The sequence below is a fragment of the Algoriphagus yeomjeoni genome, assembly GCF_049821175.1.
Taxonomy (GTDB): domain Bacteria; phylum Bacteroidota; class Bacteroidia; order Cytophagales; family Cyclobacteriaceae; genus Algoriphagus; species Algoriphagus yeomjeoni_A.
Genome location: NZ_CP187512.1, coordinates 4,634,509 through 4,653,267 on the forward strand (window position 1 = coordinate 4,634,509; position 18,759 = coordinate 4,653,267).

The following is an 18,759-nucleotide window of genomic DNA, read 5'->3' on the forward strand; positions in this document are numbered from 1 at the left end:
GAATAATTATTGGTTCTTGGGGTAAAGTGTTTTTAATGAATAAGAAATCCCCTAGTTCCAATACTGCTGGGAAAGTCGTTACTGGCTTTTTCATAGCCTCTATTTTCCTGATTGGAATGGCTGGGTTGACGTATTATACTCAGAATCGGCTACTTGAAACCATGAAGGAGCTTGCCGAGCCCAATCAGAAACAGAACCTTCTTAATAATCTCCAATCTGAGATTATCCAAATCACCCAAATGGATCACTCCACAGTTGAACAGGACTTTAGAGTTCAGGATTCAAGTGTGATTTCGCTCAAGCTCAAGCTTCAGGAATTGGCATTATTGGCTGAAGACTCTTTAGAAAATAGCTATATACAAAGTGTAAAAACCAATCTGGATACCCTTATTTTGGGTTATGTCAACTTATATGAGGTTAAGACAAGTTTGGCAAATAGAAATTTCACCCAAGAAGCCCTGAACAAAGTGGAGTTGGGAATCAGAAGGAGAGCGGCGAGTCTGGAGCAAAAACCCATCGAAAAGATCAATCCAAAAGCCTCTTTGTTCAATGAGCTGGAGGAAGAGATTTCTTCGCGCCAAGAGGCAAAGACGAGCAAAGTTCAGCAGAAGACCATCATTGCCACAGAAGACGATAAATCCATTGCCTTCCTACGTGATTTACAAAAGCAAAACTTCAAAGATTCCAATATGCCTGAAGGGCAAACTCTAGATAGTGTCCTTTACAGCATCAAAGGAGTGATCAACAGGGTCAATCGGGAGGAATCATTTCAGCGGCAGAAACTGGCAAAAATGGAATCTGATATTTCCGCCAGCCAAAGTAAAATAATCAACACGATTCAAAGTTTGGTAAGTACGCTACAGCAGCGAGCAATCGAGAAATCTGATCGCCAAAACGATTCTGCCTATCAGCTCACCTATGACATGACTTATTTCCTGATCTTGATTGTGGTTTTGGCAGTGATAGGCGCGGCGGTTATGGTTTATTCGATTTTGAAGGAGATCCAGGTGACCAGAAAGTATCAGGAGAATCTGGAAATCTCTCGGCAGAAGTCAGAGCAATTGGCTAGATCAAAGCAGGAGTTTTTGGCGAATATGAGTCATGAGATTAGAAATCCTCTGCATGTCATTCAAGGGTACAGATCTGTTTTGGAAAAATCAGAACTAAACTCTAGTCAGCAATCACACCTCAGAATGATAGGTTTTGCCTCGGATACTTTAATGGAAATCGTAGATGAGGTACTCGACTTTTCAAAGCTGGAAGCAGGCAAGTTGAAGCTGGAAGCGCATCCATTTGATCCAGAATCACTTTTCTCTGCCTTGCAAAGTTTCTTTGAATTGCAGGCTGGGGAAAAGAAAGTTGATTTTGAATGGACTTTGGATCTGCCAGAAGATAAATGGCTGATTGGTGATCAGCTTCGACTGAAGCAAATACTGAATAACCTGCTGAGTAATGCCTTTAAATTTACTTCGGAAGGCTCGATCTGTGTAAATGTGGGGTGGGTAAAAAATGTACTGACTGTGGAGATAAAGGACACGGGTATTGGAATGTCGCCCGCTGTACTTGAGAAGGTGTTCATGGAATTTGACCAAGCGGATACCTCGATCTCCCGAAAATATGGTGGAACAGGACTCGGATTGGCCATAGTTCAGCGCTTGGTATACCTGATGGGAGGAGAGATTACCGCCAAAAGTGTGGAGGGTGAAGGGACTGATATGTTGGTGAGTTTACCTATGGTAGCTACAGAAGCTCAACGAGCGGAGTTTAACCCAGATGAAATTGCAACCATCGATCTTTCTGGGCTGAAGATTCTTCTGGTAGATGACGATAAGGTGGGGATAAGGTATTTGGAGACTATCCTAAGTTACTTTGGAGCTTCGATTATCGCATATCCTGGTGGAGTGAATTTCCGTGATGAGTTTGTTGCAGTCGATTTTGATTTGGCGATTTTGGATATTCAAATGCCTGAATTTTCAGGATTTGATGTGGTGGCAAAACTTCGATCCATCGAAAAGTATAAAGAAATTCCTATCCTCGCGATGACTGCGAATGTCTTTGTGGAGGAGCGCGATAAAATGATGGAAAGCGGCTTTTCTGAGATTATTTTCAAGCCTTTCCAAGAGCGGGTATTGATCGAATGTTTAGGCAAGTTTTTTCCAGATCATGTTGTGAAAAACTCTCCTTTAAGTCATAAAATCAGCGAGGCGGATAATAGCCTTTTTCAATTAAAAGATTTAGCCAGGTTCTGTATGGGTGATGAGTTATTGCTCCAAGATATTGTGCGTGAATTAGTTGTAGAGACTAAAAAGGATCTCAATAAATTGAAAAAGGCTCGATTGAAAGATGATTATGACCAGATTTTAGAGATCTGCCATCAGTTGGGAAGCCGCCTTGGCCAGATAAAAAGTACTGCAGGTCATACTGCAAGAAAGGTGGAGAATAGTTTGAAAATAGGGAATAAAAATGGTCTCGGTGACACCCTAAATCAGCTGGATGAAGAAATTAATATCCTGCTATCAGCGCTTTCCGAGACCATTGAAAAAACAGCGGATTTACATAGTTAATCCAATCCGTATTTTTCCATTTTGCTATAAAGGGTCTTACGATCCATATTTAAAATCCGGGCAGTTTTGGACTTGTTAAACTTGGTGTCCATCAGTACTTTTTGAATCAATTCCTTCTCCTGCTCTATCCACTGGGATTTGTAATCTTTCGGAGAAAGCATATCAGTTTTGCTTGTAATTGAGGAATAACTTCCGTTTGACCCAGCCAGACTGATAGATGGCTCATATAAGTCTGCAGGCAAGGATTCTTTCTCTACATGAGATCCTGAAGTCAAAAGAACCGCCCGTTTAATGATATTTCGCAATTCCCGTAAGTTGCCTGGCCAGTCATACCCAAGGAAAATCTCCCAAACTTCCGGAGAAAATCCCTTAACATTTTTGCCTAGCCGCTCATTACTTTCTTCTAAGAATTGATCTGCGAAATCTTCCAAATCTTCTTTTTTACTGCGGAGTGGGATGGCACTGAGGGTAAATTCATTGAGTCTGTGGTACAGATCCTCACGGAAATGTCCATCTCCAGCCTGCAATATCAGGTTGTCATTGGTGGCAGCAATAATTCGTACATCTATCTGAATTTCTTTATTGCCTCCGATTTTCCGGATTGTTCTTTCTTGAATCGCTCTCAGTAATTGAATTTGTACCTCATAGCTAAGGTTCCCGATTTCGTCAAGGAAGATGGTGCCACCATTGGCCATCTCGAAATGTCCCGTTTTGTTTTCTAAAGCTCCCGTAAAGGCACCCTTTACATGGCCAAAAAGTTCACTACCAGCTAGTTCTTTGGGCAAAGCCCCGCAGTCAATCGCAATAAAAGCCCCATCTTTTCTGGTAGAGAAATCATGAATTCTTCTTGAAATAAATTCCTTTCCTGTTCCCGTTTCCCCTAGTACCAATACGCTCAAGTCTGTTGGTGCGACTAGTTGGATATGCTTTTCAAGTTTTTCTGCTTCAGCAGAACTGCCGACAACATAGCTACTGTTCACCTTGTTTTTGGCTGACGAACTTGTTGGAGCTGTTATGGTGTCCGAAGAAATAGGGTCAGGTATTTTGGCGGAAAGAGATTCCTTTACAGTTGCCAAAAGCTCATCAGGATTGATCGGCTTGGTAATGTACTCGAAGGCTCCCAGTTTCATCGCTTTAATTGCAATTCGTATATCGGAATAGTGAGTGATCAGGATCACCTGGGTTTGAGGATAATTGCTTTTGGACCATTGTAGTAGTTCCATGCCGGTGCCGTCCGGTAATCTGAAGTCGGCAATGATCAAATCGAACTTAGAGTTGCTAAATAATTGCTGGGCTTCCTTGACTTTGACAGCAGTCTGAATAAGGAATCCATTTTTCTCCAAAAAGGTCTTGACGATCCGGGAATAAGTCAGGTCATCTTCTACTAATAATATACGCTTCATGAATATCTTTCTTTGTAGAGCTAGTTAACAAAAAAAGCACCAGACAAGTGCCCGGTGCTTTTTTACTTTAGGGTTCAAGCAACTAGTCTTTTATTTCATTTCCTTCTTCGTCATATTTTTTGGTCAGTTTTTCTTCTGTACCATTATCAAATACAACTTCGAAATGTGTAGTGCCATCTACCTTGCTTACTTTAAAAGCTTCAGCAATCACTAAGGCTTTTACTTCTTCATTTGCTGCTATGGAAGCTTTTATTGGATCAGGAAGTGCATCGGTTTCGATTTTCACCTTCTCTTGCTGGATTTCCATTTTGGTAGTAGCATTCAAGTTTGTGGTACTCACTGGTGAAGCCATGGCAATTCCAGCAAATAACATAGCGGACATAAAAAGAACTTTTTTCATGATAATAGTTGGTTTAGGTAATTTTAATTAATCTGTTGTTAGAGTCCGGACTCTTAAATCCAAAACCTTTGTTTTGAATCTTTTAGACTAGATGCAGAGGGTATGCCAAGTAGTAAAAATGCGGTTTAGAGCGATTTGTTGATAAAAATCAAAAGTTATTTTGTAGAAAAAAGCCTCAGATTGTTCTTAAGAAATCTAAAAACACCCAATAAAACATAGGCTATCTCAGCTATTTCGCAGCTTATCCTGAATGGGCAGATTTGACAGAATATATAATCTTGAAACCGAACTTTTTTGAGGGAAAATTCTTTTAAAAACTAGTAACTTTGATTCTTCAAAATAACATTTGCCATACTCTATGAGTGACGCCATCAAACACGAATGCGGCATAGCAATGATTAGATTGCGAAAACCTGCCCAATATTACATTGATAAGTACGGGACAGCTGCTTTTGCTTCTAACAGATTGTATGTCCTGATGCAAAAACAAATCAATAGAGGTCAGGATGGTGCTGGAGTCGCTAATGTCAAAATTGACACCAAGCCTGGGACTAGATATATCAGTAGATATAGATCAATTGAGCCTTCAGCAGTCAATTACATCTTTGACAAAATCAACAGGAAGTACAAAAAAGCAAAGAAAATCGGAGGCCATGATGCGCTTTCTGATGGGGCTTGGCTCAAAGAAAATATTGCTTTTACCGGGGAAGTTTGGCTAGGCCACCTGAGATATGGGACACATGGAGAGAATTCCATTGAGACTTGTCATCCGTTCTTAAAGCAAAACAATTGGAGAAGCCGTAACCTAGTAATGGCCGGTAACTTCAATATGACTAATGTGGAAGAGCTTTTTGATAAGCTTGTTCAGCTAGGTCAGCACCCAAAGGAAAAAACTGATACTGTCACAGTGATGGAGAAAATCGGCCACTTCCTTGATGAAGAAAATCAACGAATTTTTGATAAATACAAGCACCAATTCTCTAATGAGCAGATCACCCAATTGATCGAGAATGAATTGGACATGGCTAGAATTCTGCGAAGATCTTGTAGAGATTTTGATGGTGGATATGCTATGGCTGGTATTGTGGGTAATGGTTCGGCTTTTGTAGTGAGAGATCCTTCAGGCATTCGTCCAGCTTATTATTACGCTGATGATGAGGTGATCGTAGTTGCGTCTGAAAAACCTGCAATCAAATCTGCATTCAACATTAATTTCAATTCCATCAAGGAGATTCAGCCAGGGCATGCTTTGGTGATCAATAAGGATGGATCTTTTGCAGAATCTGAAATTATGCCTGCAAGGGAAAAGAAATCCTGTTCTTTTGAGCGAATCTATTTTTCTAGAGGAACTGATCCAAATATCTACCAAGAGCGAAAAAATCTAGGTAAGGCTTTAATTCCTCAGATCTTGAAAGCGATTGATTTCGATCTGAAAAATACCGTGTTTTCATACATTCCAAATACTGCTGAAACGGCATTTCTTGGAATGATCGAAGGCCTGGAGGATTATTTGGCGGCCAAAAGAAGGGAAGTCTTCGTGGACGGAAAACCGCACATGGGGGATCTAGACGAGCTTTTGAACTTCCGCCCAAGAGTAGAAAAGCTTGTAAGTAAAGATGTGAAATTGCGGACTTTTATCACCAACGATGAAGATCGTGATACTATAGTAGCAAATGTGTACGATACCACTTATGAAGTGATTAAGTCAGGCATAGATACACTTGTGGTAATTGATGATAGTATCGTGCGGGGTACTACGCTGGAAAAGAGCATACTTACCACCCTTGATAAGTTGAGTCCTAAGCGAATAATTATAGTTTCTTCAGCTCCACAAATTAGATTCCCTGATTGTTACGGGATCGATATGTCGAAGATGAAAGAATTCATTGCTTTTAGAGCCGCTCTAGCTTTGATCAAGGAGAGGAAAATCGAGAACACCTTGGATCAAGTTTATGATGCTTGTAATGCGCACCCTTATTCAACAGAGAATTTTGTGAAAGGTGTGTATAGCTCATTTACTGATGATGAGATTTCTGAGAAAATCTCTGAGATTGTAACCAATGATGATATCAAAGCTGAAGTAAAAGTAATTTATCAGACAGTTGATAATCTTCACAAATGCTGTCCAGACCATCTTGGCGACTGGTATTTTACAGGTGATTATCCTACTACAGGCGGGATGAGAGTTGTCAACAGATCTTTTGCAAACTTTATGGAAGGCAAGACTGTAAGAGCTTATTAATGCATTTTAATCGGTTTGTGATGCTCCAAAAAGAGCAAAGCAAATCATAGTTAAGGCACAGAGAAGTTATTCTTTGTGCCTTTTTCTCTTTCAAGACAGTTCAAATTATTAATTTTACCTAATTAGAAAAAAATTAAAAATGAACATAAACGTAGCCCTTCTTAAGGAAATCTGTGAAATCGCCGGAGCACCAGGATTTGAGAAAAGAGTAAGAGATTTAGTGCTTGATTTGGTCACTCCACTAGCTGATGAAGTCAAAGTAGATAATATCGGGAATGTAATTGCCATCAAAAAAGGCAAAAGAAATCCTGATGGCAAGCGGGTGATGATCGCTGCTCACATGGATGAGATCGGCTTTATCGTCACTCATATTGATGATAATGGCTTTCTGAGATTCCATACCTTGGGTGGCTTTGATCCGAAGACTTTAACTGCTCAGCGAGTAATCGTCCATGGAAAAAAAGATCTGGTAGGAGTAATGGGAAGCAAGCCTATCCATGTCATGTCTGCGGAGGAGCGTACCAAACTTCCAAAAACCACTGATTTTTTCATCGATCTGGGAATGTCTAAAGAGGAAGTGGAAAAATACATCACTGTAGGAGATCCAGTAACGCGAGATAGGGAATTGATCGAGATGGGTGATTGTGTGAATTGTAAGTCCATTGACAATAGAGTTGCTGTCTTTATTCTTGTAGAAACACTCAAGCAATTAGAAAACCCAGCCTACGACGTCTACGCCACTTTCACCGTTCAGGAAGAGGTTGGTCTGAGAGGAGCAAATGTAGCTGCGCACGGAATCAACCCTGATTTTGGAATAGCTTTAGACACCACGATTGCTTTTGATGTGCCAGGTGCTCAGGCTCATGAGAAGGTGACCGAATTGGGTAAAGGTACTGCCATCAAAATCATGGATGCGATGACGATTTGCGACTATAGGATGGTGGAATTCATGAAGCAAACTGCTGATAAGGCTTCTATTAAATGGCAACCTGAGATTCTTGTGGCCGGAGGAACAGATACTGCCGGAGTTCAGAGAATGGGGAAACAAGGAGCGATTGCGGGAGCGATTTCAATTCCAACCCGACACTTGCATCAAGTGATAGAGATGGCTCACAAGCAGGATATAGCAGATTCTATAGCGTTACTAAAATCCTGTCTAGAGAATATTGATCAATACGACTGGAAGCATTAAACGAACAAGAGCCTTTTGGATGTCAATTCCAAAAGGCTCTTTTACTTTTTAGGTTGCTAGTGCAGCTTGGTTTTTGATTTAAAAGTAATGAACCAACTATCAATATTTATAATGTCACTAGTGAAACATGATAGAACTATTGTGGAACCGTTTCTTGCGTTCGGCAATAGTGAAGTTGTTTTCTTAAAAGGTAGGGTAATTAGCGCCTATACAGAAAAGAGACCTTCATCAAGGAATAACTGGCTAAAGAATATTCTGGCTTCAATCAGGAGGTACTCTGGTTCTGCTGTTCCTTTAGCCAAGGTAGAAATCACTTTTCAGGAAAAAAGCTACGTCGTCTCCACTGATGAGGATGGGGTTTTTGAGTTACAAATTGGGGAATGCAAACCTAGTGAGAACCTAAGTGAGATTGTTTTTTTTAAAGTCTTAGAGCCCACACCTAAGAAATCTCAGACTGCGCAATTAGAAGTAGTAAGATATGAAGATGGTACCGGGGTGATATCTGATATTGACGATACAATTATCATTTCTCATTCCACGGATATTGGGAAAAAGTTTTGGTTATCAATTTCCAAAAATGCTTTTACCAGAAGACCACTGCCGGGAGTTTCTGGCTTTTACAAAAAACTTACAGGAAATGGTTCAAGTCCTATATTTTACGTTTCAAGCAGTGACTGGTCACTATTTGACCTAATTAAAGATTTTCTCAGATTCCGACATATTCCAGAGGGACCAATTTTGCTGAAAGACAAGCATATAAACTTGAAGAATATTTGGAAATCAGGAGGTGGGAATCATAATCACAAGTTCGAAAAGATAGAATTGCTTTTCAATCTTTACCCTGAGATGTCTTTTTATTTGATTGGCGATAGTGGACAGGAAGATCCTGAAATCTATGCTGACGTTATTGAGAAACATCCTAATCGAGTGAAAGGTACTTTTATTCGATTAGTGGAAAAGTTTGATCCAGATAGAAAAGAAAAACTCAAGCATATTATTTCATTGGGGCATTTCCATTTTATTGAAAGCTCAGAAGAAGCCATGCAAATTTTAGAAAAGGAATTAAGCTTTAACTAAGTTAGATCAGATCATGAAGAATTGTCTTTTTGTATTTAATCCAATATCTGGGTCAAACGATTTTGATAGAGATGAGATTAATGAAATTCTTGAAATAAAGTTGCCAGGCTTTATTCCTTACATTATAGAAACCTCTGGTGAAAAGGATGATGAAATGATTTTGGATGAGTTTCAAAAATATCAACCAGAGTTAGTTTTGATAGGAGGGGGCGATGGCACTGTGAAGATGGTCGCCAAAAGCTTGAAAGATCAAAATGTGCCCTTGGTGATTGTTCCACTTGGATCAGCAAATGGGTTGGCCAAATGCATGGGAATAGAAATGATTTCTGATGCCTGGGAGGCTGTTCGGGATTTCAAAGTTCATCAGATCGATGCGATTCATATTAATGGAGAACTTTGTCTTCACCTTGCGGATTTTGGAATGAATGCCAATCTGATCAAGAAATTTGAGCAGGATGATTCTAGAGGAATGTTCGGATATGTGAAAAATTCTTTTTCAGAGATTTTTTCTTCGAAGGCCAAAAAATTCCTTCTAAAGCTGGATGAGGAAACTATAAATGTCACTGCAAAGATGATAGTAATTGCAAATGGAGATCAATATGGCACAGGTGCAATAGTGAATTGTAAAGGGATTATGGATGATGGAAAATTTGAAGTTATTTCCCTCAATCCTGAGACAGCTGAAGATTACGTGAAAATGACCATGGCATTTTTGAAAGGCAATTTGGATGAATTGGAATGTATAAAGACTTGGAGTGTGTCCAGTTGTCAGATTGATAATTTAGAAGGAGCAGAATTTCAAATTGATGGCGAAATGATGAATCACCCTGAAACTGTTTCTGCTAAAATTGGAAAGCACGCTTTTAAGTTTCTGACAGGAAAGTCATTCAAAGCTTGCCATACTTCCTAGAAAGCGTGCACTCATCTAAAAGAGTTAATCAGAACCATAGAATTCCTTACCTTACTTTTATCTTTTTACCTCAACCCTAATTTCCATGTATAGAAAAGTACTATTTGCTTCCCTGATAAGTAGCATACTCATTTCCTGTAGTTCTGAGAAAAAAGAAACTCAGGTTGCAGAAGAACCCAAGCCTGAATGGACAGAAATGTTTAATGGTCAAAACCTCGAAAATTGGACTCCGAAAATTTACCATCACGAGACTGGCGATAATTATCAAAACACTTTTCGAGTAGTAGATGGCAGTATAGAAGTGAACTACGATGATTATAATGAGGGTTTTAATGATCGCTACGGTCATTTGTTCTACAAGCAGCCTTTTTCATCCTTCCACATGACTTGGGAATATAGATTTACGGAACAGTGGCTGGAGGATGCAGCGAGCTATACTTACAGGAATAGCGGAGTGATGTTTCACTCCCAAGCTCCGGAGACGATTCTAAAAGAGCAGGATTGGCCGATCTCTGTGGAATGGCAAATGCTGGCTGAAGAAAAAGAAGGCGTACCTAGACCAACTGGAAATATGTGTTCTCCAGGTACAGATGTGTTTTTTGAAGGGGAAAAAGATCCTCGTCACTGCATCAATTCCACTTCTCCAACCTTCAAATGGGATGAGTGGGTGAAAGCTGACTTGATAGTTTATGGAGATTCGTTGGTGATTCATCTTGTTAACGATGAAGAGGTTCTTCGATACACCAAACCTCAGATTGGTGGAGGAGTAGCGAATGATTTTGACCCGCAGTATAAAGTGGACGGGAAGGCGCTAACCGAAGGGTATATCGGCCTGCAGAGTGAAGGCCAGGGCGTGATCTTTAAGAATTTGAAGATTAAAGAGCTTTAAAAAGTAGCAAGTATCAATACATAAGTAGCAAGACTTGAGAGCCAAGAATCAAGAGTCAAGAACCAAGAGTCAAGAAATGAGATCTATTGCCGCCGTTCGTGCCTGCCTACTGTAAGGAAGGTCCAAACGAACGGCTTTTTATTGGTCGCTCATTCATGTTGGACAAAAGTTAAAGCATAGTGCTCTTTGACTTCCAACTTCCTTCACTTCAAATAAACCGTCTTCCCAGTCTTCGCACTTTCTACTGCTGCAGATAGTATTTCAACTACGATCATATTGTTTTCCAAAGAAGGAAGGGCATATTCCTCAAGAGTTAGCTCACCATTAATCACTGCTAGAAAAAGAGTAAAAGGATCTTCAAAAGGAGTGTTTTGATATTCAAGTTTCAGCTTTTCTTCTTCAAAACCTGAATAGCCTTCAGCCTGAAGAACTCGAACATCAGTAGGATTGTCAGCATAAATCACTCCGGTAAGCCCGTAGATTTCCATGTCTTTTCTGCCAATTGGCCAGTTCCAAGATGCCTGGATGATGGCTTGTGAATTCTCGTAATTTAAGATGATTGTGGCCTCATCATCCACCTTTGGATTGTTTTCAGGCTGCAACTGCTGAGTGACAGCAGTGACAGAAATTGGACGCTTCCCACTTTCTAGCCAGGTGACCAGGTTTGCTCCATAGCACCCAAAATCGATGATAGCTCCGCCTCCATTCAGTTTTGGGTCAGTCAGCCATTCTAGGAATTCGTCGCTTACACCAATTTTTTTCGGTCCTCTGTGACCATCGCGTACTACTACTTTTCGCAAGTCACCCACTTCTCCACTTTTGAGGATTTCATAAGCCTTGAAAGTGCTTGGGTACCAAGTAGTCTCGTAATTGGTGATGAGGTGGATGTTGTGTTTTTCTGCAAGTGCCTTCATCTTTTTAGCATGCTCTAAGCTTACCGCCAAAGGCTTTTCCACCATGACATGAATGCCCTTCGGCGCACATGCTTCGACCACAGCCAAGTGATCGTAGATATTTCCAAATGCAGTCACAGCCTCAGGATTCGTTTTTTCAAGCATTTCTTCTATGGTGTCAAAAACCAAATCCATAGAAATTCCATGTTGCTCAGTCAGACGTTTTGCCAACGCTCTATTCGGTTCAGCAATTCCTACGATTTCCAGATCAGCACGATCTTTTGCATTCAAAATCCAGCCTACATGCCCGTGCGTGAGTCCTGCTACCCCGATTTTGGTTCGCTTCTGCTGCGCCAAAGATTGGAAACTGAAGAATAAAAGGAAGAGGAAAGAAAGCAGTATGCGGGTGATCATGGGTCAGTGATGTTAGCGAACTACAAACTCGAGAAAATGGATTGACTTTGCAAGGAGGGGATGGTTTTTAGCACTTGTTACCCAAAACTAAAGAGCTATATTTAATGTGCATATGCACGACAACTTTTTATAAATGCGCAATTCAGATAGGGTTCAACTTCCATTTTATTTTGATATTCTTAAGCTCCAGTCAGAAGTAAAAAATCTGATTAACGTTGAGTGGATCGGTCATTTTGTAAGACAGAATTACGAAGGAAGCTGGTCTGTGATTCCGCTGACGGCACAGCCAGGTGTGACTCACCCTATTCAGATGGCAGCTGCTATTCCCGGTGATTATGATTTTGTCGCCACTCCTTTTTTGGAACTTTGTCCCTATATTAAATCTGTTTTGGCTTGTTTTGAGGCAGAAAAATGTTCCGTCAGATTGATGAAACTGACTTCGGGATCGGAAATAAAGGAACATAGGGATTATGACCTAGATGAAGGAGAAGTTAGAGTTCACATTCCTATTTTCACCAACGAAAAGGTAAGCTTCTTTGTAAATAACACTAAAGTGAAGATGCAGGAAGGTGAGTGCTGGTACCTTAGGCTATCTGATCCGCATCGAGTCATAAATGAAGGGGAATCTGACAGGATTCACTTAGTGTTGGATTTGAAGGTTAATGAATGGCTAAGTGAAATACTGACTAAATCATTAGCCTAGTTCAAACAACTGATTTTCAGTCCATTTGAGTTTTTCCCATCAGCTCCAGACAAGACAAGGTCGCATCTTCGTTAAAAAACTGGATATCTAGTAGGTGCTTTCTAAATAATGCTTCAATCACATTTGTAGATTGGGAAATTGAACGGATCCAAATGATTTTGGGCGGGTGCTGCCACACAATTGAAAAATGGTAGAAATCAGCATCGAAGGTGACAATTATAAAATTTTCGCGCTTGGCATATTCCCAGATTTCTTTATCTGAAAAATTTTCAATTCCTAGCTCTCTAACCTGCTTTGCTTCTGGGTAAATATCTGAAAGCCGTTTTACAATTTTGAAGGAAATGTTCTGATCGAACAAGAGCTTCATGATGCTATTCCTAATTGTTTTTCTCTCGTTGCTGCAAATAACAAACAGGCGTGAATGCTGTCTACGGACAGCTCTGGAAAATCGGAAATAATTTCCTCTTTGGTCATTCCGTTTGCTAACCAGTTTAAAACATCTGCTACTGAAATTCTAGTACCGATGATAGTTGGTTTTCCAAAACGTTTGCTGGGATTGATTTCGATATATTTATTAAATTCCATAGCTAAATGTCGTAAAATCAGACAACAATGTCTACGAAATCGTATTGATGTTGTTTGAATCTAATCTGTATACTACATCCTCGATATAGTCATTCCGCCATCCACGCAAATAACCTGACCAGTAGAATAGGGGAGATCTCCTTTTACTAACGCAGCGACTACTTTGCCAATATCCTCAGGAACTCCCATTCTTCGCTCTAGCGTCATTCCGTTTTTTACTCCCTCGTGGTACTTCTCGCGTACTTTTTCGATCATATCCGTTTCGATAACGCCTGGTCGAATTTCGTAAACTGGGATATCAAATTCAGCCATTTTCACCGCCAAAACTTTAGAAAGCATGGATAGCGCGGACTTTGACATGCAATAGGAAGCCCGGGTTGTGGAGGCTACCGTAGAGGAAATAGAGGTAATATTGACTATAGAAATTTCCGAATCAGGATTGGTTGTTTTCAAATCTGCCATCCATTTTGCGATAGCTTGAGTCAGGAAAAAAGTGCCTTTTTGATTGATCTCCATGAGATGATCGTAGTCTTCCTCTGTAATATCAAATATGTCACTTCTGGTTCTCGGCGCTACTCCTGCATTATTGACCAGAATATCAATTTTACCAAATTTGGCCAGCAGACCTTCAACAATAGCTTGGCGATCTTCGCTGGAGGCAATGTTTCCTTGTAGGTATTCTACCCGAACACCGTATCCTTTCAGTTCTTCCAAAGCTTCTCTTACACTCGCCTCTTCGCGCACTCCGTTGATGGCGAGGTTTATTCCAGCTTCGGCAAGTTTGCGTGCTATTCCCAAGCCAATTCCTCTTGATCCACCCGTGACTAATGCTACTCGACTCATGATGCTTTGATCGTTTTAAGTGTTTCGTGTATTTCCATTTTTTTGTAAAAAGGATCCAGTGGAAAGCAGCCAGAAATCATTCCGTTTCTTGGGGCCGTTGTACAATCTGAGAACGTACGGCAGATTTTTGCCCGCTTCATAGGAGTTCCTTCCAACACATCTGCTGGCAATTCTGGATAGCTTAGTACCATTCTTCCCAAGCCAATCGAGTCAGCTTTTCCTTCTTCCAATACATTCTGAGCCACATTTGGTAGCCACTCTTGTAAATAAGAATAGCCTGAGCCAACCGTATAGAAATTTGGAAAAGCTTTCTTTACCTCACATACAGCAGAGATTTGTCGGGCTACGCCATGAAGTGGATCTTCAGGCGGCATGTAGCCATCTGATGGAGGAAAAAGTGCTGGGCGCTGAATATGGGGGTTGTAATATGGACTACCTGCTGTGGTGCAGAGAAGTTCAATATCCAAGTTTTCCAATTCCTTTAGGAACTGAAAAGATTCGTTAAGATCTTCCCCTTGACCAGATTCATTTCCTCCAAAAGCATATTTATAAGGAGCTTCAGTTGCGGGGATCCCAGTTCCTTCCGGACCTTGCTTGAAAGGCATCCAATCAAAAATACTCATACGAACACCAATCTCCAGTCCTGGTGCTTCAGCTCTGATTCCTGCGGTTATTTCTCTGATGAAACGGGTGCGATTTTCCAATGATTTGCCATACTTCCCTTCCCGATCATAAGCACTGAGAAATTCATGACCTAAATATCCATGACAATGTTTGATGTCCACGAATTTGAATCCGGTCTTCTGTGCACGCACAGCAGCAATCACATACGCATCGATTAATTCGGAGATTTCTCCATCTGTCATCAGTGGATAATCCTCTGCCAGTCCAAATTTTCTATTTAAAACCGGGTGGGAATAAAGGATCTTAGGTTCCATTTTTGTTTTGCTATTAGGCTTGCAAAACCTGCCCGAATGTGTCAATTGCAATCCAGTGAGTAAATCATCAGAATTACCAAAAGCAGTTTCATGTTCCTGCTTTACAAGTTGGTACAGATCTTCAAAGTCACCCAGGTTTTGCTCATTGATCATGAGTTGGTTAGGGTTTGCCCGTCCTGCAGGCTGTACAGCTACCGCTTCGCAGCCCCAGAGTAATTTGGCTCCAGAGATCGCAAAGTTCTTCCAACGTCTTTTCGTGAGTTCGGTGGGTTTGCCATCGGTAGTGCCGTCCCAGCCTTCCATTGGCAGGATGCAAAATGCATTTCCAATACTGTTGCCAGCGCGCGTGGTATGAGTTTTGGCGAAGGGTGAGTTTGCACCTGTCTTTAATTCTTTGTCAAAACCCATTTCAATCCCTTCTTTAGAAAGGTGGACACTTAGGTCTTCTGCAGTCTTTAGTTGCGCGACTCTTGGGTATTGCGGTTTGTATTTTCCAGTGCTCATTGGCTTACACAGTTAAAGAAGCTGTAATAGGTCTCACCCTTTTGCATGCGCTGAAGTAGTAAAGCAAGTTCTCGGGCGTGATAATCTCCCCACATGCAAGACTCTCCATATGCAGCTTTATTGGATTCTGGACGGTAGTCCCAGCCATTTGGCTGATGGTAGATCGCGTGAAGAATCAAACCTTGATGCCCTGGGTCAGTAGAGATATAAGGCTCAGAGAATAGGTTTTTAGCGATCTGAATCCCTGCTTGGAGATACTTTTCCGATCGGGTTGGATCAATGCTTTTTAGCCAATTTCCAATCCGGATCAAACCCTGTGCGGTGATGCAGGCAGCGGAGGAATCTATGGGTTCATGGGCATTGAAAGGATCAGATATCTCGTTCAGGTAATCTCCCATTTTATGCAAATTTGGTGCTCCTGTATCCCAATAGGGAATGCCATCAGTAGGTGTGTTAGCTAGATAAAATTCACAGGTGGCGATAGCTGCCTTTTTCAGTTCTTCTACGAAGCCTTTTTTAGAAATAATGGAAGAGTAATCGCTTTCATCAATTTTATCCAGGATTTCCAGTGTTTCCCCTATTCCGCAAATTGCCCAAGCCAAGCCTCGCGTCCAGGTGCTGAATCCAGTGTAGCCTTGCTGGGAATTTGGACAGCGGTAATTTCCGTCGTTTGTGTTGAAGATGATTTCATGAGCCGTTCTACCTGATACGTCATAGGTGTCTCTTCCATTTCCGTAGAAGATAGAATAGCGGAGCGTGCTCAAAATATGCTGAATCGCACGTTGGATCAGTGAGATTCTTTTGTCGTTTTCTCCTTGCAGCACATGCCCCAATCCATGAGAAACAACCAGAGCACGACAGGAGCGAATGGTATCCACAAAAAGTGAATGCGGGCCATTGAATGAATAAATATAGCCCCCATCAGTCGTATTCGTCCAGCGCATTGCCTGCACAGCTCCACTGACTTTGAGTGCCAGTTCATAAAAGTTTTTCTCCCAGTCGGCACCTTTCATTTTTCCTTCTTTGATCAGGCGAAGCAAATTGCCATAGGTACTCACATTGTTGAATCCATGGTCATGCACTCCGGTGTGGGTAAGGTGAGGTGCCATTTTGTTAAGGGTGCTGTCTCTACCGATTTTCAAGAACTGTTCATCTCCAGTAGCGTCAAATTGCAAGATCGCCGATCCATATTGGAACCCCTGAGTCCACTCAGTCCAGCCACGGGTAACGTATTTTCCTTTTTCAGTGAAAACAGGCGCGCCATTCGCAGTGTCGAAATTGGATTTGATTAGGTTTATTTTTTCTCCGGAAAGCTCCCAAAATCTTGTGAGAGATGCCTCCAAATCATGTATTGAAATAGTTGAATCAAGCTTCATGAGTAGTTTTTTGAGTCAAATGATGGCGAAGCATCAAGATAAATGTGATAACGAAGAGTACGCAATACATCAAGAAATCCAATGGATAACCTGCGATAATCGAAGGGACGATTCCAACTAGGGATGATACGAATGTTACCAAAGCAAGAGTAGAAAGGTAAATCAATTCTTTCGGTGGGTTTTTATACATCACCGCTCCTAAAACCACCGGAGCAATCATAGAAGTACCTGCAAAACTTACGCGAGCAAGCAATACTAACTCATCACTCATATAGGTGGAAAATACCAAAACAATCAGTGAAAATACGAGGATGGAAATCTTTGTGATTCGCATGTTGGATTGATCTGAACCTGTAAGCATAGATCTTAGTTCGGTGCCCAAGGCGAAAATCTGGGCATTTGTTGTCGAAAGACAAGCAGCAAATAAACCTACGACTGCGAGTGCGGCAACTGGAACTGCCTGATCAAACAAAAGCGCATTGGTCAGGAAATCCGCAGTGCTGGCCTCTGGGTATTTTATCGCACCATAAAGTCCGATAAAAGCTGTTGGTAGTATGACCAAGATAGCAAAAATACCTACTGCATATGCCATTCTATGGACGGATTTCAGGTTTTTCATGACGACCAACCGAGTAGTAAACTGAGGTTGAGACACAGGGATCAGAACAATGGCTATCGCTGAGGCTATAAGAAATGGACTGGTGAAAAGCCCTTTTGGACCTGGAAGTGTTAGTAAGTCTGGGCTAGTAGAAGCTACTGTAGCCAGACCAGCTTCTAGGCCTCCGCTCATTTGGAGGCAGGTCACACCTATAATCCAGATTACTGTTAGCATGATTACCCCTTGAATAGCATCGCTATAGACGATGGCTTTTAGTCCGCCGATCTCAGAATAGATTAGCATGATAAATACTAAAAGTGCTGACCAAGACCAGTACGGAAGTATATCAGGGAAAGCCGCATCCAAAAAGATGGAGATTCCACGGATTTGAATCGCTACATAAGGGATTAGGAATAGGAAGGCACTAGCAAAGACTAAATACCCTGCAAACGAATTGCCATAGCAGGATTTCATTAGTCCGGCAACGCCTTTATACCCATTGATAGAAGCGCGCTTTCTTAAGGCGTACCCAAACCAAATCAGGAAAAAGACCATCAAGGCGTCCGAAAAAGCTAAGAAAATCCAAGCACCCACACCGTGTGTTCGGAAGAAGTCCGGCATGCCCATAAAGGTAAATGCAGAGAATAATGCTGCCGAAAAGGTCAGAAAGCCCAATATGGTTCCGATGTTTGAGCCTGCGAAAATAAAGTCGTCGGAGGTTCTTTCTTTATTGTAAGATCTGTAAGAGGCGTATCCCAGCATGGCCAGGAACAGCGTGAAGAAGAATATTAACCAACCGATCATTGCTTCTTCGGATCTTCAAATGGAAATAATTTTGAGCCCAAAAATGTGGCAAATACAACTAATGCCGTAATAAGAAATCCTGTCCAAAAGACAAAGGGGATTCCAGCTAGGATGGGTTCGAGTTTGTTTTCTTTAAAAAGAAATAAAAAGGAGCCGAGGGTCAAACATATGACTACAAGCACCAAGATCTTCCATTGTTTGGATTGCATGAGAAAAGGTTAAGGTTATTTTGGATAATTCGGGTTTTACCTAAAGATCATTTTAAGTTTGGCTTAAAATAGTAATTATCTCTTTTAATACTAACCTGTGGTCATTCCCTTTTGGTGATTTTCTTACGAAATGGTTTCCATGAAATTGCGCAAATTTTGCTTTTGCAATAGGATTAGTAGGTCTATAAGTACACCATGCCTATAAATAGCAAAAT

At 41.1% G+C, this 18,759-nt stretch carries 16 protein-coding genes; 7 read left to right on the forward strand and 9 right to left on the reverse strand.

The genetic code is table 11. The annotated features are described in order from the left end of the window. The first annotated feature begins 35 nt into the window (after nucleotides 1-35). A complete protein-coding gene (locus ACPUEN_RS19175; RefSeq protein WP_425637547.1) occupies nucleotides 36-2,564 on the forward strand; it encodes an ATP-binding response regulator in 2,529 nt (842 codons plus the stop codon). On the opposite strand, the gene ACPUEN_RS19180 is transcribed toward ACPUEN_RS19175, so the two are convergent. Both ACPUEN_RS19180 and ACPUEN_RS19185 read right to left on the reverse strand, forming a co-directional pair. Then, entirely contained in the window at nucleotides 2,561-3,967 is a 1,407-nt protein-coding gene (locus tag ACPUEN_RS19180; protein WP_425637548.1) for a sigma-54-dependent transcriptional regulator, read from the reverse strand. The two genes, ACPUEN_RS19175 and ACPUEN_RS19180, sit on opposite strands and share 4 nt — an antisense overlap. An 82-nt stretch (nucleotides 3,968-4,049) precedes the next feature. Further along, entirely contained in the window at nucleotides 4,050-4,367 is a 318-nt protein-coding gene (locus ACPUEN_RS19185; RefSeq protein WP_425637549.1) for a hypothetical protein, read from the reverse strand. 358 nt (nucleotides 4,368-4,725) lie between these two features. Between ACPUEN_RS19185 and ACPUEN_RS19190 the strand changes: the two genes are divergently transcribed. From ACPUEN_RS19190 to ACPUEN_RS19210, 5 genes are all read left to right on the forward strand, one after another. Then, nucleotides 4,726-6,609: an amidophosphoribosyltransferase gene (locus ACPUEN_RS19190; protein WP_425637550.1), complete on the forward strand. Its 1,884-nt coding sequence runs from the start codon at nucleotides 4,726-4,728 to the stop codon at nucleotides 6,607-6,609. Between the two features lie 139 nt (nucleotides 6,610-6,748). After that, nucleotides 6,749-7,801, forward strand: coding sequence for a M42 family metallopeptidase (locus tag ACPUEN_RS19195; RefSeq protein ID WP_425637551.1), 1,053 nt, complete (start codon nucleotides 6,749-6,751; stop codon nucleotides 7,799-7,801). 111 nt (nucleotides 7,802-7,912) lie between these two features. Beyond that, nucleotides 7,913-8,878, forward strand: coding sequence for a phosphatase domain-containing protein (locus ACPUEN_RS19200; protein ID WP_425637552.1), 966 nt, complete (start codon nucleotides 7,913-7,915; stop codon nucleotides 8,876-8,878). 13 nt (nucleotides 8,879-8,891) lie between these two features. Further along, nucleotides 8,892-9,788, forward strand: coding sequence for a diacylglycerol/lipid kinase family protein (locus tag ACPUEN_RS19205; protein ID WP_425637553.1), 897 nt, complete (start codon nucleotides 8,892-8,894; stop codon nucleotides 9,786-9,788). Nucleotides 9,789-9,873: 85 nt separating this feature from the next. Continuing rightward, nucleotides 9,874-10,677, forward strand: coding sequence for a 3-keto-disaccharide hydrolase (locus ACPUEN_RS19210; protein WP_425637554.1), 804 nt, complete (start codon nucleotides 9,874-9,876; stop codon nucleotides 10,675-10,677). Nucleotides 10,678-10,880: 203 nt separating this feature from the next. Here ACPUEN_RS19210 and ACPUEN_RS19215 read toward each other — a convergent pair whose 3' ends face one another. Then, nucleotides 10,881-11,984: a Gfo/Idh/MocA family protein gene (locus ACPUEN_RS19215; protein WP_425637555.1), complete on the reverse strand. Its 1,104-nt coding sequence runs from the start codon at nucleotides 11,982-11,984 to the stop codon at nucleotides 10,881-10,883. 133 nt (nucleotides 11,985-12,117) lie between these two features. On the opposite strand from ACPUEN_RS19215, the gene ACPUEN_RS19220 reads away from it, so the two are divergent. Further along, nucleotides 12,118-12,687 (forward strand): aspartyl/asparaginyl beta-hydroxylase domain-containing protein, encoded by a 570-nt coding sequence (locus ACPUEN_RS19220; protein WP_425637556.1) that lies wholly within the window; start codon nucleotides 12,118-12,120, stop codon nucleotides 12,685-12,687. A gap of 16 nt (nucleotides 12,688-12,703) precedes the next feature. Here ACPUEN_RS19220 and ACPUEN_RS19225 read toward each other — a convergent pair whose 3' ends face one another. From ACPUEN_RS19225 to ACPUEN_RS19250, 6 genes are all read right to left on the reverse strand, one after another. Beyond that, nucleotides 12,704-13,054: a DUF5615 family PIN-like protein gene (locus ACPUEN_RS19225; RefSeq protein ID WP_425637557.1), complete on the reverse strand. Its 351-nt coding sequence runs from the start codon at nucleotides 13,052-13,054 to the stop codon at nucleotides 12,704-12,706. Next, nucleotides 13,051-13,272 (reverse strand): DUF433 domain-containing protein, encoded by a 222-nt coding sequence (locus ACPUEN_RS19230; protein WP_111612776.1) that lies wholly within the window; start codon nucleotides 13,270-13,272, stop codon nucleotides 13,051-13,053. Before ACPUEN_RS19230 ends, ACPUEN_RS19225 begins: the two co-directional genes overlap by 4 nt. A 72-nt stretch (nucleotides 13,273-13,344) precedes the next feature. Then, nucleotides 13,345-14,115: a 3-ketoacyl-ACP reductase gene (locus ACPUEN_RS19235; protein WP_425637558.1), complete on the reverse strand. Its 771-nt coding sequence runs from the start codon at nucleotides 14,113-14,115 to the stop codon at nucleotides 13,345-13,347. Next, nucleotides 14,112-15,557 carry an NADH:flavin oxidoreductase gene (locus ACPUEN_RS19240; protein ID WP_425637559.1) on the reverse strand — a complete coding sequence of 482 codons (1,446 nt, stop codon included), beginning with the start codon at nucleotides 15,555-15,557 and terminating at the stop codon, nucleotides 14,112-14,114. Before ACPUEN_RS19240 ends, ACPUEN_RS19235 begins: the two co-directional genes overlap by 4 nt. Next, entirely contained in the window at nucleotides 15,554-16,933 is a 1,380-nt protein-coding gene (locus ACPUEN_RS19245) for a glycosyl hydrolase (protein ID WP_425637560.1), read from the reverse strand. Before ACPUEN_RS19245 ends, ACPUEN_RS19240 begins: the two co-directional genes overlap by 4 nt. Then, complete coding sequence (locus tag ACPUEN_RS19250; protein WP_425637561.1) at nucleotides 16,923-18,335, reverse strand: sodium:solute symporter family protein; 1,413 nt, start codon at nucleotides 18,333-18,335, stop codon at nucleotides 16,923-16,925. The genes ACPUEN_RS19245 and ACPUEN_RS19250 overlap by 11 nt, the downstream gene beginning before the upstream one ends. Nucleotides 18,336-18,759: the final 424 nt, after the last annotated feature.

Bases quoted from the DNA above. Each gene is read 5' to 3' on its own strand.
- ACPUEN_RS19175 (WP_425637547.1), top strand. From the start codon at position 36: ATGAATAAGAAATCCCCTAGTTCCAATACTGCTGGGAAAGTCGTTACT.
- ACPUEN_RS19180 (WP_425637548.1), bottom strand. From the start codon at position 3,967: ATGAAGCGTATATTATTAGTAGAAGATGACCTGACTTATTCCCGGATC.
- ACPUEN_RS19185 (WP_425637549.1), bottom strand. From the start codon at position 4,367: ATGAAAAAAGTTCTTTTTATGTCCGCTATGTTATTTGCTGGAATTGCC.
- ACPUEN_RS19190 (WP_425637550.1), top strand. From the start codon at position 4,726: ATGAGTGACGCCATCAAACACGAATGCGGCATAGCAATGATTAGATTG.
- ACPUEN_RS19195 (WP_425637551.1), top strand. From the start codon at position 6,749: ATGAACATAAACGTAGCCCTTCTTAAGGAAATCTGTGAAATCGCCGGA.
- ACPUEN_RS19200 (WP_425637552.1), top strand. From the start codon at position 7,913: ATGTCACTAGTGAAACATGATAGAACTATTGTGGAACCGTTTCTTGCG.
- ACPUEN_RS19205 (WP_425637553.1), top strand. From the start codon at position 8,892: ATGAAGAATTGTCTTTTTGTATTTAATCCAATATCTGGGTCAAACGAT.
- ACPUEN_RS19210 (WP_425637554.1), top strand. From the start codon at position 9,874: ATGTATAGAAAAGTACTATTTGCTTCCCTGATAAGTAGCATACTCATT.
- ACPUEN_RS19215 (WP_425637555.1), bottom strand. From the start codon at position 11,984: ATGATCACCCGCATACTGCTTTCTTTCCTCTTCCTTTTATTCTTCAGT.
- ACPUEN_RS19220 (WP_425637556.1), top strand. From the start codon at position 12,118: ATGCGCAATTCAGATAGGGTTCAACTTCCATTTTATTTTGATATTCTT.
- ACPUEN_RS19225 (WP_425637557.1), bottom strand. From the start codon at position 13,054: ATGAAGCTCTTGTTCGATCAGAACATTTCCTTCAAAATTGTAAAACGG.
- ACPUEN_RS19230 (WP_111612776.1), bottom strand. From the start codon at position 13,272: ATGGAATTTAATAAATATATCGAAATCAATCCCAGCAAACGTTTTGGA.
- ACPUEN_RS19235 (WP_425637558.1), bottom strand. From the start codon at position 14,115: ATGAGTCGAGTAGCATTAGTCACGGGTGGATCAAGAGGAATTGGCTTG.
- ACPUEN_RS19240 (WP_425637559.1), bottom strand. From the start codon at position 15,557: ATGAGCACTGGAAAATACAAACCGCAATACCCAAGAGTCGCGCAACTA.
- ACPUEN_RS19245 (WP_425637560.1), bottom strand. From the start codon at position 16,933: ATGAAGCTTGATTCAACTATTTCAATACATGATTTGGAGGCATCTCTC.
- ACPUEN_RS19250 (WP_425637561.1), bottom strand. From the start codon at position 18,335: ATGATCGGTTGGTTAATATTCTTCTTCACGCTGTTCCTGGCCATGCTG.